This is a genomic window from Micromonospora sp. NPDC048887 (assembly GCF_040649715.1).
In the GTDB taxonomy this organism is placed as follows: domain Bacteria; phylum Actinomycetota; class Actinomycetes; order Mycobacteriales; family Micromonosporaceae; genus Micromonospora.
In genome coordinates, this window is sequence record NZ_JBEZGA010000031.1 from 1 (window position 1) to 15,966 (window position 15,966).

A 15,966-nucleotide genomic window follows, 5' to 3' on the forward strand; every position below is an offset into this window, starting at 1 on the left:
GACACGTAGGCGTCGGCGAGTGAGCCGTGCGTGAACGCCACCACGTCATCCCGGCCGTCACCGTTGAAATCGGTCGGCGAACCACCGAAATACCGGGGCGCGGGCGGCGGCGGTGGCGTACCGCAGTTGTCGCTGACCAGGAACCTCTGGTTGTACTGGCCGGGATACGGCGCGAGCGAGACGCCGTTTATCGAGATGACCTGGCCGACGCCGTTGTAGAGCTGCTCGTAGTGCACGTGCGCCCCGGAGGAGTTGCCGGTGCTGCCGGTGATCCCGATCTGCTGCCCCTGCTGCACGTAGGCGCCGTCGGGCACCGAATAGGCGCTGAGATGGAAGTAGTAGGTGGTCCACCCGCCGCCGTGGTCGATGACGATGTAGTTGCCGGCGCCGCTGGGCTGCGAGTAGCGGCGGGCGACTCCGGCGGCGGACGCCACCTGGGGCGTACCGCCGGTGACGCCGCCGTCGGCCCGGACGAAGTCCAGCGCCTGCCGCACCTCGGCGCTGTGGTGGCTGTACGTCCACCGCTGCCCGCACGGGAACGGCGCCTTGAAGTTCGGCGCGGCCAGCGCCGGTGACGGGGTGACCACGACCGCGGTGAGGGTGGCCGCGGCCAGTGTGAGCAGCGCGACGAGGGCGCGCCGGGCGGCACGTGTCGGGAAGCTGGGCATGCGGAAACTCCTCATCGGAGGGGATGCACTGGCAGAGCGGCGCCTGGGCGCGTCAGGCCAGGGGCCGGTGTCGCCGACGGGCGGGCCCTGACAGTTCGCGTCGGAGGAGGGGCGGCTGGCGTCCCGATCGGCGGGACGGTGGCGCTGAGGAGAAGTGAAACCGCAGACTTCGGAACCTGTCAATACCCGCCGGGGTGGTTCGTGTCGGAGGAAAACTTCCTTCAGTGCCGGTTCCGCCGGGCCTGGCTGGGCGGGTCAGGGGCCGGCGTGCCGTGAAGATTCCTGCCCCGGAGGGAAAGCCGGGCGCAAGGTATTGACAACCGTGGAAGTCGGGAAGTTAACTCGCCAGCAATCGATTTCTCGCTGATCTCACGGCGCTCGGAAGGGACACCGATGAGGCTCCGCTTCAGCCGTTGGGCCGGCGCCGCAGCAGTCGCGCTGCTGGCCGTGGCCGTGCCCGCGGCCTCGTCCGCCGCTCCGACCGCCACGTCGGCGCCCGCTACCGCTCTCGCCGTCGCGGACGACAAGGGCCCGATCGGCTGGGACGCCTACCGGCGGCTCGACCGCCTGCCGGAGCTGGCCGCCGGCAGCCGTACCCACCAGTTCTCCAGCTTCGGCCGCGACGGTTCCAACGACGACGGCTTCGTCGGCACCTGGTCGTGCCTGCGCCAGAGCGGCGGCTGCATGATCGCCGAGGCGCGCGGCCCGGGCGAGGTGCAGTCGATCTGGTTCACCCGCGACGACGGCAACGTCCGCGCCACCGGCTGGATCCGCGTCGAACTCGACGGCGTCGTGGTCGTCCAGGCCGACCTCCAGGACCTGGTCGACGGGCGGCTCGGCAGCCCGTTCGTCGCGCCGCTCGTCAGCAACGCCGACCAGACGTCCGGCGGCGTCACCGTCAAGGTGCCGATGCCCTACCGGGAGTCCATGCGGATCACCACCCAGAACAACCCGCTGTTCCACCACGTGGCCTACCGCACCTTCGCCGACGCGGCAGGGGTGTCCCGGTTCGACCCGGCCGACCCGGCCACCGACGTGGTCACGCTGCTGCGCGCCGCCGGCACCCGCGACCCGAAGCCCGCCCAGGCCGGCGCCGCCACCACCCGAGCCACCGTCACCGCCCCGGCGCAGGGCCAGGTGTCGCTGGCCGCGCTGACCGGGCCGCGGGCGATCACCGCGCTGCGGCTGCGCGTACCGGACGCCGCGGCGGGCGCGCCGACGCTCGCCGGGCTGCGGCTGCGGATGACGTTCGACGGGCGCGCCACGGTGGACAGCCCGGTCGGGGAGTTCTTCGGCGCCGGGCTGGGCGAGCGCACCGTCCGGTCGCTGATGTTCGCCATGGACTCCGCGCCCGGCGGCTGGTACAGCGCCTGGTGGCCGATGCCGTTCCGCACCGCCGCCGCCGTGACGCTCGTCAACACGACAGGCGCCACAGTCAGCGGCGTCGAGGTCGAGGTGACGTCGGCGCCCGGCGCCGAGTGGACGTCCCGGCTCGCCGCCGACGGCAGCGCCGGCTACTTCACCACCCAGTCACGCCGCGCGGAGACGGTCGGCGGCGCCGACTGGATCATCGCCGACCAGTCCGGCCGGGGCCGGTTCGTGGGCGTCTCGCAGACCATGCGCGGCCACATCATCGGCGGCAACACCCGCAACTACCTGGAGGGCGACGAGCGGGTGTACGTGGACGGTTCGCCCACGCCGCAGATCTACGGCACCGGCACCGAGGACTTCTACGAGTCGGGCTGGTACTTCAACCGCGGCGAGTACAGCGGCGTCTTCACCGGCAACACCGCGCACCTGGTCCGCGGCGGCGGATGCGCCGACGAGTGCGACGCCGCCTACCGGCTGATGATCGGCGACGCGGTGGCCTACGGCACCGCGCTGCGCTTCGGCATCGAGCACGGACCGGCCAACGACATGCCCGCCGAGTACGCCTCGACCGCGTTCCTCTACACCCAGCGCACCGTCACCACGCGCCGGACCGACACCGTCGTCACCGGCGACGCCGCCAGCCGCGCCGCGCACGCGTACACCGACTCCGGGGCGACCCAGACCGCGCTCACCGCCGCGTTCGAGGGCGACGACGACAACGTCCCGCAGACCGGCCAGGTCCGCGCGACGACCGCCCCGGTCCGCTTCCGGCTGGCGATCGACCCGGCCAACCAGGGGGTACGGCTGCGCCGCCACGGCGACCAGGCCGGCGGCTTCCAGCAGGCGGCCGTGTCGGTGGACGGCACACCGGCCGGGGTGTGGCTCCAGCCGCTGGGCAACGACAGGCAGCGCTGGCTGGCCGACGAGTTCGTGCTGCCGGCGGCGCTGACGGCGGGCCGGTCGGCGGTGACCGTCCAGCTCACCCCGGCGAGCGGCGCACCCGCCTGGACCGCCTCCCGGTACCTGGCCGACAGCATGGTGGCGCCGTTCACCGACACCGTCGCCCCGGCCCCGGTCGCCGGTCTCGCCCTGACCGGCGGGCGCGTGCACGCGCTGGGCCTGACCTGGTCCCCCTCCGCCGACGACGTCGGCGTGGTCTCCTACCGCGTCTACGCGTCCCGAAGCCCCGGGGTGGTGATCACCGCCGCCAACCTGGTCGGCACGACGCGTGCCACCACGTTCCGGCACGGTCCGCTGCCCGCCGCGCAGACCCGCTACTACCGGGTCGTAACGGTCGACGGGTCGGGCAACACCGCCGCGCCCTCGGCCGAGGTGTCGGCCACCACCCGTACCCGAAACACCAGCGACGCCGACGGCGACCGCCGCGACGACGCCGTCGACTTCACCCGCGGCGCCGCCGCCGACGTGTTCACCTCGCTCTCCGACGGCACCCGTTTCGTGCCGGACAGCCGGCCCTGGAACGACTTCTTCGCGGTCGGGGCGGAGGTGCCGCTCACCGGCGACGTCAACGGCGACGGCCGCGCGGACGTCATCACGTTCACCCGTGGCGACAGCGCGGACGTCTACGTCGGGCTCTCCACCGGCGCCGGGTACGCCGCCGGGGTCAAGTGGCACGACTTCTTCGCCGTCGGCGCCGAGATCCCGGCGGTCGGCGACGTCAACGGCGACGGCCGTGCCGACATCGTCACGTTCACCCGCGGCGCCGCCGCCGACGTCTACGTGGCGCTCTCCACCGGCTCCGGCTTCGGGCCCGGTGTGAAGTGGCACGACCACTTCGCGCTCGGCGACGAGTTCCCGGCGGTGGGCGACGTGGACGGCGACGGCCGGGACGACATCGTGACGTTCACCAGGGGTACGACCGGCGACGTGTTCGTGTCGCTCTCCGACGGCACCCGCTTCGTGGAGGACGGCTGGAAGTGGCACGACAGCTTCGCCGTCGGCAACGAGCTGCCGGCGGTGGGCGACGTGGACGGTGACGGCCGGGACGACATCGTGACGTTCACCAGGGGTACGACCGGCGACGTGTTCGTGTCGCTCTCCGACGGCGGCCGCTTCGTGCAGCACTCCTGGAAGTGGCACGACCACTTCGCCTTCGGCGACGAGCTGCCCGGCGTGGGGGACTTCAACGGTGACGGGCGGGCCGACGTGGTCACGTTCACCAGGGGCCTGACCGCTGACGTGTTCGTCTCGCTCTCCACCGGCGGAGGATTCGGCCCACCGGGGAGCCGCTGGCACGACCAGTTCGCCCCCGGCGCCGACCTGCCCCGCCCGAGCGTGTCGTGATGCGCGCCCGACGTGTCCTCGCGGCGCTCCTGCTCGGGGCGGCCCTGGCCGCCGTCCCGGCCGGTCCGGCACCGGCCGACGACCCGGTCCGGTTCGAAGCCGAGTCGCTCGCCGTCGTCTCCGCCACCGCGCCGGTCGGCGCGCAGGCCGACTGCTGCGGGGTGAGCTGGTCCGGCGGACGGCAACTGTGGTTCCGGGGCGCCCGCGCCGGTGACTCGGTGACGCTCACGCTGCCGTCGGTGCCGGCCGGGCAGTACGACCTCGGCGCGGTGCTCACCCGGGCCGGCGACTACGGCACGCTGCGCTTCGCCGTCGACGGGGTCGCGGTGGGCCAGCTCTTCGACGGGTACGCGGGCGCGGTGCAGCGCTCCGGCGCGGTACCGCTGGGCTCGGCGTCGCTGGCGGCCGGCACGCACCGCCTCACCGTCACGGTGACCGGCCGGTCCGCGTCCTCCACCGGCTTCTTCGCCGGGCTCGACACGGTGACGCTGCGCCGCGTCGGCCCGCTCGCGGCGGTCACCACGACGCCGTACGAGACGCTCGGCGAGACGTCGGCGCGGGGCGCGTCCACCCGCGTCTACGACCCGAGCGCGGGGGAGTCGACGACCTGGTACTACAACGACCACACGCTGGTACGGCACCAGCAGACCGGTGTGTGGCACCTGTTCGGCATCACCCACGCCGAACCCGGCGCGCCGCAGGACGAGAAGGTCTTCGGGCACGCCACCGCGCCCACCCCGAGCGGCCCGTGGACGAAACGGCCGGTGGCGCTGGCCGCCGACCCCGGGGCCGGGGAGCAGTGGATCTGGGCCCCGCACGTCGTCCACCACGACGGCGTCTACTACATGTTCTACGCGGCCGGGAACCCGGACTACGCCCGGTACCGCATGCACCTGGCCACCTCGACCGACCTGTTCACCTGGACCCGCAGCTCCGCCAACCCGCTGTTCACCGACGGGTGGGAGGGCCGCGACCCGATGGTGACCCGGGTCGGCGACCGCTGGGTCATGTACTACACGGCCACGTCGAGCCCGTCCGGCGGCAACCACGTCGTGGCGTACCGGACCAGCACCGACCTGCGTTCGTGGAGCGGCCGCGCGATCGCGTACACGTCGCCGCACACCGGGCAGGCGGGCGGGCAGACGGAGTCGCCGTTCGTGGTGCGCCGAGGAGATTGGTGGTACCTCTTCGTCTGCTGCGACGGCACCGACTACGGCGCCGCGTACCGGCGGACGGCCGTCTACCGCAGCCGCGACCCGCTGCGCTTCGACGGCGCGGAGAAGGTGACGGTGCTGGACGCGCACGCCGCCGAGGTCGTGGTGGACGGCTCCAACTGGTACCTGACCCACGCCGGCTGGGGTCAGGGCGGGCTCTGGCTGGCGCCGCTGACCTGGTCGACCGGCGTGGTGGCGCGCGGCTGGACGGTGACCACCGGTTTCCTCCGCGCCGACGTGCGCACCTGGCCCAGCGCCCGGATCGCCGAGCTGGCGGTGGACCCGGCCGGCGCCGGCAACCACCGTCCCGCGCTCGACTCGTCGCACCGGGGAACCGGCCCGTACCTCGCCGTCGGCCGGTTCGACGTGACCGACCGGGCCGGCGCCCCGGCCCGGGTCGACGTGTCGGCCGACGGCTCCCGGATCAACCTGGTCGGCATCCCGTTCGGCGACGAGCCGGTCACCGCCGACTGGCTGCTCACCGTGACGCCCCGGTGGACCGGCCCCGGGTTGCAGAGCGACGTCACCTGGTCGGTGAACGGGTGGCCGACCGCAGCGGTGTGGGAGGTGGCGTTCAACATCGACGGCGCGTCCCCGCTGGTCGGCGACCCGGCGGTGGAGGCGCGGCCGACGGGTGACGTCACCGGCATGCCCCGCTGGACGATGAGCACCGGCGACGGGCTCTCGGTGGTCGCGTCGCACCGGTGGGGGTCGGCCTGGCGCGGCGACAACACCTGGTACGACGCCGGCCACGCGATGGCCGCCTGGCAACCGCTGTGGCGCGCCGGCGGCCTGTCCTGGGCGCCCGGCCAGTACGCGGGCGGCACCTGGCGCCTGACCGCGAGCGGGGTCCGGCGGGACGTGCCGTTCGCCGACGCCGCGCACGCCGCGACAAACGCGATCCCGTGACCGGCGTGGACACCCGCGACGCGCCCGGCCCGAGCGGCCGGGTGGTGGTCGCTACGACCGGCGTGGCCAAGCGGTTCGGCGGCGTGACTGCCCTCCACGGCGTCGACTTCGACGTGCGCGCCGGTGAGGTGCACGCGCTGCTGGGCGAGAACGGCGCGGGCAAGTCCACCCTGATCAACATTCTCTCCGGCGTCATCACCGACTACGACGGAGAGGTCACAGTCGACGGGACGCCGGTACGGTTCACCGGCCCGGCCGCCGCCCAGGCCGCCGGCATCGCGACCATCCACCAGGAACTCGACCTGGTGCCCGCGCTGTCGGTGGCCGACAACCTGGTGCTCGGGCGGGAGCCCCGGACCCGGCTGCGCACAGTCGACCGGCGGGCCGCGGCGCGTACCGCGCGGGAGCACCTGGACCGGCTCGGCGCCGACATCGACCCGCGCCGCCCGGTGGGCTCGCTGCGGGTGGGGGAGCAGCAGCTCGTCGAGATCGCCAAGGCGCTCGCCCTGGACGCCCGCGTGCTCGTCATGGACGAGCCGACGGCCGCGCTCGCCGACGGGGAGGTGCGGCGGCTGTTCACCACCGTCGACGGCCTGCGCCGGCGGGGCGTCGGTGTCGTCTACATCTCCCACCGGATGGAGGAGATCGAGGTCGTCGCGGACCGCGCGACGGTGCTGCGCAACGGTTCGGTCGCCGGTGTCGTGCCGGCCGGCCGGATGGACCGGCGGCGGATCGTGGCGATGATGGTCGGCGGCCGGGCCGCGTCGCTGTTCAAGCCCGCCCCGGCCGGCAGCCCCGGCCCGCATCCCGAGCCGGCGGACGCCGCCGGCAGTCCCGCTCCGCATCCCGAGCCGGCGGACCCGGCCGGCAGTCCCGCTCCGCATCCCGAAACGGCGGACGTGGCCGGCACGTCCGCTCCGCGCCGCGAGACGGCCGGGACCGGTGCCGGTCCGCTGTTGCGCGTCACCGACCTGGCCGTGCGGCCCCGGGCGCCCCGGCCCGGCCGCTGCGAGCCGGACGGCGTCAGCCTGACCGTGCGCGCAGGCGAGATCGTCGGCCTGGCCGGACTGATGGGCGCCGGCCGTACCGAACTGCTGGAGACCCTCTTCGGCGCCGGGCCCGCCGGCCGCCGCACCGGCACGGTCCTGCTGGCCGGCCGCCCGTACGCGCCGCGCCGTCCCCGCGCGGCGCTGCGTGCCGGCGTCGGCTTCGTCCCCGAGGACCGGCGCCGTTCCGCGCTCGTCCTGGAACACCCGGTCGGCCGGAGCATCGTGCTGGCCGCGCTGTCCAGGCTGACCTCGGCCGGGATCGTCAGCCGACGCCGGGAACGGGCCGCCGTCGCGCGGTCGGTCACCGGCCTGGCGATCAAGACGGCGTCGGCGGCCACGCCGGTCGGCGCGCTCTCCGGCGGCAACCAGCAAAAGGTGGTCTTCGCCCGGCACCTGCTCACCGAGCCGCGGCTGCTCCTGTTGGACGAGCCGACCCGCGGCGTCGACATCGGGGCGAAGGCGGAGATCTACCGGCTGCTGCGCCGGCTCGCCGACGACGGCATGGGCATCCTGCTCGCCTCCTCGGAACTGCCCGAGCTGCTCGGCGTCTGCGACCGGGTGGTGGTGCTGCGCCGCGGCCGTGCCGTGGCCGACCTCGCCACCGACGGCTGCACCGGCGAGGACATCCTCGCGGCGGCGATGGGCGGCCCGGCCGGCGGAAGGGACGACAGATGACCGACACCCGCGTGCCGCCGCCCGAGCCGGCCGTGACCGAGGCGCCGCCCGCCGCCGGTACGGTCGGGCTGCGCGGCGCCACCGCCCGCTGGCTGCGCCGCCCGCGCAGCCGCCGGGAACTCGCCGACCGGCTCTTCGCGGTGCAGAGCCTCTTCGCGCTGCTCGTGGTCTTCGTCGTGGCGATCCTCGCCTCACCGCGCCGCGACGGCGAGATCCTCTTCCTCACCGCCGGCAACCTGGGGAACATCGTCCGCGCGGTGTCGGAGATCGGCATCATCGCGATCGGAATGACATTCGTCATCCTGCTCGGCGGCATCGACCTGTCGGTCGGGGCGATCCTCGGCCTGTCGGCAGTCGGCACCGCGACGCTCATGGTCGACTCCGGGCTGGGCATCCTGCCCGCCGTCGCGGCGGTGCTCGCGATCGGCGCGCTGTTCGGCGCACTCCAGGGATACGCCGTGGCCCGCCTCGGCATCCAGTCGTTCATCGTCACCCTGGCCGGTCTCCAGGTCGCCCGGGGCATCGCCCGGATCTGGTCCGGCGGCCTCGGCATCCCGATCGCCTACGGCGACGGACCCCAGGAGGCGCCGCCCGCCTTCGAACTGCTGAACGGCTCGATAAACGGCGTGCTCCCGGTGCCGGCGGTGCTGTTCGTCCTGATCGGGGTGGCCGCTGTCGTGGTGCTGCGGACGACAGCGTTCGCCCGGCACGTCTACGCGATCGGCGGCAACGAGAAGGCGGCCCGGCTCTCGGGCGTACCCGTGACCCGGGTCAAGGTCGCCGTGTTCGCCGTCGCCGGCCTCCTGGCGGCGGTGGCCGGCGTCGTCCACGCGGGACAGCTCAACCAGGGCAGCCCGAACGACGGCGCCGGATACGAGCTGGATGCGATCGCCGCCGTCGTCATCGGCGGCACCAGCCTGGCCGGCGGCTCCGGCTCGATGGGCGGCACCCTGGCCGGCGCGCTGCTGCTCGGCATCCTCAACAACATCCTCGCGCTCAACAACATCGACGCCAACGTCCAGCTGCTGATCAAAGGACTGGTGATCGTGCTCGCGGCGGCGTTGCAGAAGCTGCGCCGCGGCATCGCCTGACCGAACCGACTCCGAGGAGCCACCGATGGACAAGCGAACCACACTGCTCGCGCTGCTGGTCACCGGCGCGCTGGCGGCGACGGGGTGCAGCGTCGAGAAACCGTCCGACGACGCCGGGCAGGCCCGCGCCTGCGGCGCCGGCAAGGACTTCCTGATCGGCATGTCCCAGGCCAACAACGCCGAGCCGTACCGGCAGGTGATGAACAACGACGTGCAGACGGCGGCGAAGTCGGTTCCCGGCTTCCGCGTCGTGGTCTCCGACGCCGCGCAGGACAACAGCAAGCAGGTCGCCGACGTGGAGAACTTCCTCACCCAGAAGATCAACCTGCTGATCATCTCGCCGAACGAGGCCAAGCCGCTGACCGCTGTGGTGAAGAAGGCGTACGACCAGGGCGTGCCGGTGATCGTGCTGGACCGCAAGGTCGAGGGGGAGGCGTACACCGCGTTCATCGGCGGCGACAACGTGGCGATCGGCAAGGCGGCCGGCGAGTTCTACGCCACGACGCTGCTGCCCGACGGCGGCAAGGTGATCGAGATCGCCGGGCTGCCCGGCTCGACCCCCGCCGCCGAGCGCGCGCAGGGCTTCCGCGACGGCATCGCCGCCAACCCGAAGATCCAGATCGTCGCCTCCCAGCCCGGCGACTGGCTGCGCGAGAAGGGACAGTCGGTGGCGGACGCGCTGATCAAGGCCCACCCGGATGTGTCCGCGATCTACGCGCACAACGACCCGATGGCCGAGGGCGCCTACCTCGCCGCGAAGTCGGCGGGCATGGTGCAGCGGATCAAGTTCACCGGAATCGACGCGCTGCCGGTGCCCTCCGGCGGGATCAAGGCCGTCGAGCAGGGCCGGCTCGGCGCCACGTTCCAGTACGCCACCGGCGGCCGGGAGGCGGTCGAGCTGGCCCGGAAGATCCTCGTCGACTGCGCCGAGGACGTCCCGCGTACCACCACGCTGGGCACCATGCGGATCACCAGGGAGAACGCCGCCGAGGCGTACGCGAAGCTCGGTGGCCTCTGAACGCGGCCGCGTCCCGTCCCGCCCACCGTCCGCCCGTCGAGGGAGCCGCCCCGTGACCCGTTACACACTGCCCGTGCCGGTCGAGCGTCCGGCCGCCCCGCCCCGCACCGTCTACACAGTGGCCAGCGGCGACCTGCGGCTGAGCGCGAACGTCACCTGCTGGCCCACCCAGCGGCAGCTCGAAGCCGACCTCGCCGCCGCCGTCACCGCGCTCGGCTGGCACGTCCGGCGCGGTCACGACGTCGACCCGGTCAGAGGACACGGCTTCATCGACAGCCAGCGCGCCGGGATCGAGGTCTTCCGGAGCATCCCGGCCGACGTGCCGCTCATCGTGGTGGAGGCGGTCTGGCAGTACAGCCACCACGTGCTGGCCGGGCTGCGCGCCCACCGCGGGCCGATCCTGCTGGTGGCGAACTGGAGCGGGCAGTACCCCGGGCTGGTGGGCCTGCTCAACCTCGCCGGCAGCCTCACCAAGGCGGGCGTGCGGTACTCGACGCTGTGGAGTGAGGACTTCACCGACGAGTGGGCGCGTGACGGCCTGAAGAAGTGGCTGGAGACCGGCGAGGTGACGCACGACGAGAGCCACGTACGCCCGCTGCCGGCGCTGCGGCCGGACGAGGAGGTCGAACTCGGCGTGGCGCTGGCCCGGCAGCTCGTCTCCGAGCGGGCCGTCATCGGAGTCTTCGACGAGGGCTGCATGGGCATGTACAACGCCATCATCGACGACGAGCTGCTCAACCCGATCGGCATCTTCAAGGAACGCCTCTCGCAGAGCGCGCTCGTGGCGGAGATGGCGCGGGTGCCCGACACCGAGGCGCGGGCGGTGCTCGCCTGGCTGGAGACGGCCGGGATGACGTTCCACACCGGCACCGACGAGGCCACCGAACTGACGTACGCCCAACTGCTCAGCCAGTGCCGGATGTACGTCGCCGCGCTGCGCATCGCCGACGACTTCGGCCTGGACGCGGTCGGCATCCAGTACCAGCAGGGGCTCAAGGACACCGTCCCGGCCAGCGACCTGGCCGAAGGGCTGCTGAACAACGTCGAACGCCCCCCGGTGACCAGCCGGGACGGCTCCCGGGAGCTGTACCCGGGCGCGGCGCTGCCGCACTTCAACGAGGTCGACGAGGGCGTCGCTGTGGACTCGCTTGTCACCAACCGGATCTGGACCGCGATGGGCCTGGACCCGGCGACGACGCTGCACGACATCCGCTGGGGACAGCGGTACGGCGAGCACTTCGTCTGGGTCTTCGAGATCTCCGGTTCGGTGCCCGCGTCGCACAACGGCGGCTACGACAGGTCGTACAGCATGCGTCAGCCGCCGATGTACTTCCCGCTCGGCGGCGGCACGCTCAGCGGCGTGTCGAAGCCGGGGGAGATCGTCTGGTCGCGGGTGTTCGTGATGGACGGCTGCCTGCACGTGGACCTCGGGCGCGGCACCGTGGTGGAGCTGCCCGAGGCGGAGACCCGGCGGCGGCTGGACGCCACCACACCGCAGTGGCCGATCATGCACGCCGTGCTGCACGGCGTGGGCCGCGACCAGTTGATGGCCCGGCACAAGGCCAATCACGTCAACGTGGTCTACGGGCCCGACGCCGACACCGCCGACCGCGCGCTACGGGTCAAGGCCGCCCTCTTCGCCGAGCTGGGCGTACGGGTGCACCTGTGCGGGGAGGTCACGATCTGAGCGAGCCGGCGGCAGTGCCGTGCGACGGGGTACGGCCGGCGGCTCGGCCCCGCCGGCGGGCCGACGGCGCCGAGCTCTCACGGACCCGCAGCTCGGTGTGGAGCACCACGGTCGAGGGCACCTTGGCCGGGTCGGCGATCCGCTCGACCAGCAGCGTCGCGGCGGTCCGTCCCAGGTCGTACGTGGGCTGTGCGACGGTGCTCAGCGAGGGCCGGACCAGGTGCGCCCACGGGATGTCGTCGAACCCGACGATGCCGAACGGGTCGGGTACGCCGATGCCGTTGTCCACGAGGCATTCGACGGCGCCCACCGTCATCAGGTTGTTCGCCGCGAACACCGCGTCCGGCGGCTCGGCGGTCTCCAGCAGCGAGGCCATCGCGCGGTAGCCGCCCTCCTCGCGGAAGTCGGCGTACCGGATCAGGTCCTCGGTGGCCTGGCGTCCGCTGGCCTTCAGGGCCCGCTGGTAGCCCCGCAGCCGCTGCATGGCGGTGGAGATCCGGCGCGGGCCGGTGATGCACGCGATCCGCCGGTAACCGCTGTGCACCAGGTGGGCGGTCGCCTGCTCGGCGCCGTGGGTGTTGTCCACCAGCACGGTGTCCACCTCGACGCCGCGCGGTTGTCGGTCGATCGCCACGACCGGGATGCGCGCCTGCACCAGGCGGCTGATCAGGGCGGGCTTCCCGGACGAGGAGATGATCACCCCGGCCATCCGCTCGGCCAGGGCCGCCGCCACGTAGCGGGCCTCCTTCTCCGGGTCCTCGTCGCCGTTGCAGAGCACGACGGAGAAGCCGGCCTCCTGCGCGACGTCCTCGACGCCGCGCACCATCGAGGTGAAGAACGGGTTCCCGATGTCGGAGATGATGACCGCCCAGAGACTGGTCCGGCTGCGGCGCAGGCTGCGCGCGACGGCGTTCGGGCGGTAGTCCAGGTCCTGCGCGGCCTGCCGCACCCGGGCGGCCATCTCCGGGTCGACCGAGGCGCGCCCGTTGAGGACGCGGGAGACGGTCGCCGGTGACACTCCCGCGCGACGCGCCACGTCGTAGATGGTCGTCATCGCGCTCCCGTCGTCGTCGCCCGGGCTGCTCCGACCCGGCCCCCGTCGGATGGTGACGTACCGGAGGGAGACCGCCACCGCGGGAGATCGCTCGGAATCCTATACCCGTCCAGCAATCGATTTCCGGCCGGGTGGGCCGGGCCCGCCGGCGCTATTGACATCGATGTGGATGACTACGAGACTCGTCAGCAATCGATTTCTCGCCCGGCGCCGCCTGGTCAGCCCACACCCCCGAGGAGCATGGTGAGACGAAACCTGCTGGCGCTGCTTGTCGCGCTCTGCACCGTCACGGCGGCCGGCGCGGTCGGCGCGCCGGCGGCCGCCGTACCGATCGGCACGCTCGCCTGCCCGTCCGTCCCGGCCACCCACGACCCCGCCGTCACCGTGATCGTCTACCGGGTGGCCCGGTCGTACAACGTCGACGACAAGGTCATGCTCTCCACCTTCGAGGCGGGGTGGGTCGAGTCCCACATGAACAACCTGCCCTGCGGCGACAAGTCGAGCCTGGGCGTGTTCCAGCAGCGCTGGGACTACGGCTGGGGCACCCTGGAGCAGATCATGGACCCGGTCTACGCCACCACGCAGTACGTCACCCGCGCGATCACCTGCGACCGCAACAACCCCGGCCACACCGCCGGGCAGGTCGCCCAGTGCGTCCAGCGGTCAGGCTTCCCCGACCGGTACGACCAGGCGGCGGCGACCGCGCGGACGCTGCTCAACCAGGCGGCGCGTACCCACGGCATGGCCGGCGGCTCGTCGACGGACGTCAACGGCGACGGCCGCGACGACATCCTCACCTTCACCCAGAACGCCACCGCCGACGTGTACGCGAGCACGTCGACCGGCACCGGCTTCGCCGGGACGTCGGTGAAGTGGAACGACTTCTTCTCCATCGGCGGGGAGACCGCGTCGACGGGCGACGTCAACGGCGACGGCCGCGACGACATCGTCACGTTCGCGCACGGCAACACCGGCGACGTGTACGTGGCGCTGTCGAACGGGTCGGCGTTCACGTCGCCGGGCAGGTGGCACGACTGGTTCGCCCCCGGCGCGGAGATCGCCGCCGTCGGCGACGTCAACGGCGACGGCCGCGACGACATCGTCGCGTTCACGCACGACGCGACGGCGGACGTCTACGTGGCGTTGTCGACCGGTTCGTCGTTCGCCGGTACGGCGGTGAAGTGGCACGACTACTTCTCCATCGCCGGGGAGTTCCCCGCGCTCGGGGACGTCAACGGCGACGGCCGCGATGACATCATCACCTTCACCCAGGGCCCCGCGTCGGCGGCGGACGTGATCGTCGCCCTGTCGACGGGCAGTGGTTTCGGGGCGCCGCAGAAGTGGCACGACCTGTTCGCCGTCGGCACCGAGCAGCCCCGCGTCGGCGACATCAACGGTGACGGACGCGACGACATCGTCACCTTCACCTGCAACACCGACGCCGACGTCTACGCCGCCACCTCCACCGGTTCGTCGTTCACCGGCACCACCATCAAATGGCACGACTTCTTCTGCCTGCCGGGCGAGTTCCCCTACCTGGGCGACGCCAACGGCGACGGCAAGGACGACCTCATCGTCTTCACCAAGGGCGCCACGAACGACGTCTACGTCGCCCTGTCCACCGGCACCACGTTCGGTGCCAGCAGCAAGTGGCACGACTACTTCGGCCTCACCGGTGAGGTGACGCTGTGACGCCAGGATGGGAGGCCCCCGTGGCCGGAACACGACGGAGACGGCGGCGCGTCGGCGTCGCCCTGCTGGCCGCGGCGCTCGCCGGCGCGGTCGCGGTGCAGCCCGCGTCCGCGTCCGCGACGCCGCCGGGCCGTACCGCGCTGGACACCGCCTTCGTGCGGGCGGCGCAGGAGTACGACGTGCCCCGGGACGTCCTGGTGGCGGTCGGCTACGGCGAGTCCCGCCTGGACGGGCACGGCGGCAAGCCGAGCCAGGCGAACGGCTACGGGGTGATGCACCTGGTGAGCAACCCCGCCCAGCGCAGCCTGGAACGGGCGGCGGCGTTGACCGGTGAGCCGGTCGCGCGCCTGAAGACCGTCACGCCCGCCAACATCCGCGGCGGCGCGGCGGTGCTGCGCGAACTGGCCGACGCCGAAGGGCTGACCGCGCGGGACCGGGACCGGGTCACCGCCTGGTATCCGGTGGTGGCGCGGTACGGCGGCGCGGCAGACGACGCCACCGCCCGCCTGTACGCGGACGGGATCTACGAGCTGGTGCAGCAGGGCATCCCGGGCGCCGTGCCGGTCCGGGCGTACCGGGTCGAGCCGGAGCGCGGCCGCTACGCCACGGTTCCGCCCGCCGGCACGGCGTCCCGTACGCTCGCCGCCGCCGTGCCGGAGTACCCGGCGGCGCGGTGGGTCGCCGCGAACGGCGCGAACTACGGCGTCGGGCGGTCCAGCCGGATCACCACCGTGATCCTCCACGTCACCCAGGGCTCGTACGCCGGCACCGTCAGCTGGTTCCAGAACCCGTCGTCCGGCGTCAGCGCCCACTACGTGGTGAAGTCCAGCAACGGCGAGATCACCCAGATGGTCCGCGAGGGCGACACCGCGTACCACGCCCGGTCCGGCAACGCGTACGGCGTCGGCATCGAGCACGAGGGGTACGTGGACAACCCGGCCTGGTTCACCGACGCGATGTACCGTTCCTCGGCCGCGCTGACGCGCTACCTGTGCGACAAGTACGGCATCCCGAAGAACCGGACCGGAATCAAGGGGCACAACGAGATCCCGGGCAACGACCACACCGACCCGGGGCCGAACTGGAACTGGAACTACTACCTCTCACTGGTTAACCAGGGCGGTGGCGGGCCGGCCGCGCGGTATTTCGGTGGTTCGCCGACCGATTTCAACGGTGACGGCCGGGATGACGTGGTGGCGTTCACGCACGGCTCACTCGCCGACGCCTACGTGTC

10 protein-coding genes are annotated in these 15,966 nt (G+C 72.8%); 8 read left to right on the forward strand and 2 right to left on the reverse strand.

What is annotated here, in order from left to right; genetic code table 11:
• Positions 1-668: M23 family metallopeptidase (locus AB0C17_RS28760; protein WP_357475024.1), on the reverse strand; the 668-nt coding region annotated here is incomplete at its 3' end.
• A gap of 393 nt (positions 669-1,061) precedes the next feature.
• On the opposite strand from AB0C17_RS28760, the gene AB0C17_RS28765 reads away from it, so the two are divergent.
• From AB0C17_RS28765 to AB0C17_RS28790, 6 genes are read left to right on the forward strand one after another with little or no spacing between them, the layout of a single operon-like run.
• On the forward strand, positions 1,062-4,343 hold the full coding sequence (locus AB0C17_RS28765) for a DUF2961 domain-containing protein (RefSeq protein ID WP_357481371.1): 3,282 nt from the start codon (positions 1,062-1,064) through the stop codon (positions 4,341-4,343).
• Positions 4,343-6,466, forward strand: coding sequence for a family 43 glycosylhydrolase (locus tag AB0C17_RS28770; protein WP_357481374.1), 2,124 nt, complete (start codon positions 4,343-4,345; stop codon positions 6,464-6,466). Before AB0C17_RS28765 ends, AB0C17_RS28770 begins: the two co-directional genes overlap by 1 nt.
• Complete coding sequence (locus AB0C17_RS28775; RefSeq protein WP_357390983.1) at positions 6,463-8,190, forward strand: ATP-binding cassette domain-containing protein; 1,728 nt, start codon at positions 6,463-6,465, stop codon at positions 8,188-8,190. The genes AB0C17_RS28770 and AB0C17_RS28775 overlap by 4 nt, the downstream gene beginning before the upstream one ends.
• Complete coding sequence (locus AB0C17_RS28780) at positions 8,187-9,281, forward strand: ABC transporter permease (protein ID WP_357390985.1); 1,095 nt, start codon at positions 8,187-8,189, stop codon at positions 9,279-9,281. Before AB0C17_RS28775 ends, AB0C17_RS28780 begins: the two co-directional genes overlap by 4 nt.
• Positions 9,282-9,306: 25 nt before the next feature.
• The gene (locus AB0C17_RS28785) at positions 9,307-10,299 is read left to right on the forward strand and encodes a substrate-binding domain-containing protein (protein WP_357390987.1); all 993 of its coding nucleotides are present in this window, start codon (positions 9,307-9,309) and stop codon (positions 10,297-10,299) included.
• Between the two features lie 52 nt (positions 10,300-10,351).
• Positions 10,352-11,986, forward strand: coding sequence for a fucose isomerase (locus AB0C17_RS28790; protein WP_357390989.1), 1,635 nt, complete (start codon positions 10,352-10,354; stop codon positions 11,984-11,986).
• Here the strand turns inward: AB0C17_RS28790 and AB0C17_RS28795 are convergent.
• A complete protein-coding gene (locus tag AB0C17_RS28795) occupies positions 11,976-13,040 on the reverse strand; it encodes a LacI family DNA-binding transcriptional regulator (protein WP_357390991.1) in 1,065 nt (354 codons plus the stop codon). The two genes, AB0C17_RS28790 and AB0C17_RS28795, sit on opposite strands and share 11 nt — an antisense overlap.
• 240 nt (positions 13,041-13,280) lie before the next feature.
• Here AB0C17_RS28795 and AB0C17_RS28800 point away from each other — a divergent pair, with 240 nt between their 5' ends.
• Together AB0C17_RS28800 and AB0C17_RS28805 are read left to right on the forward strand one after the other, a co-directional pair.
• Positions 13,281-14,732, forward strand: coding sequence for a VCBS repeat-containing protein (locus tag AB0C17_RS28800; protein WP_357390993.1), 1,452 nt, complete (start codon positions 13,281-13,283; stop codon positions 14,730-14,732).
• A gap of 20 nt (positions 14,733-14,752) precedes the next feature.
• Positions 14,753-15,966 (forward strand): N-acetylmuramoyl-L-alanine amidase (locus AB0C17_RS28805; RefSeq protein ID WP_357475016.1); only part of this gene is annotated, 1,214 nt, incomplete at its 3' end.

What these genes read in the sequence shown, in the direction of transcription:
- AB0C17_RS28785 (WP_357390987.1), top strand. Translation starts at nt 9,307, where the DNA reads ATGGACAAGCGAACCACACTGCTCGCGCTGCTGGTCACCGGCGCGCTG.
- AB0C17_RS28800 (WP_357390993.1), top strand. Translation starts at nt 13,281, where the DNA reads ATGGTGAGACGAAACCTGCTGGCGCTGCTTGTCGCGCTCTGCACCGTC.
- AB0C17_RS28770 (WP_357481374.1), top strand. Translation starts at nt 4,343, where the DNA reads ATGCGCGCCCGACGTGTCCTCGCGGCGCTCCTGCTCGGGGCGGCCCTG.
- AB0C17_RS28765 (WP_357481371.1), top strand. Translation starts at nt 1,062, where the DNA reads ATGAGGCTCCGCTTCAGCCGTTGGGCCGGCGCCGCAGCAGTCGCGCTG.
- AB0C17_RS28780 (WP_357390985.1), top strand. Translation starts at nt 8,187, where the DNA reads ATGACCGACACCCGCGTGCCGCCGCCCGAGCCGGCCGTGACCGAGGCG.
- AB0C17_RS28795 (WP_357390991.1), bottom strand. Translation starts at nt 13,040, where the DNA reads ATGACGACCATCTACGACGTGGCGCGTCGCGCGGGAGTGTCACCGGCG.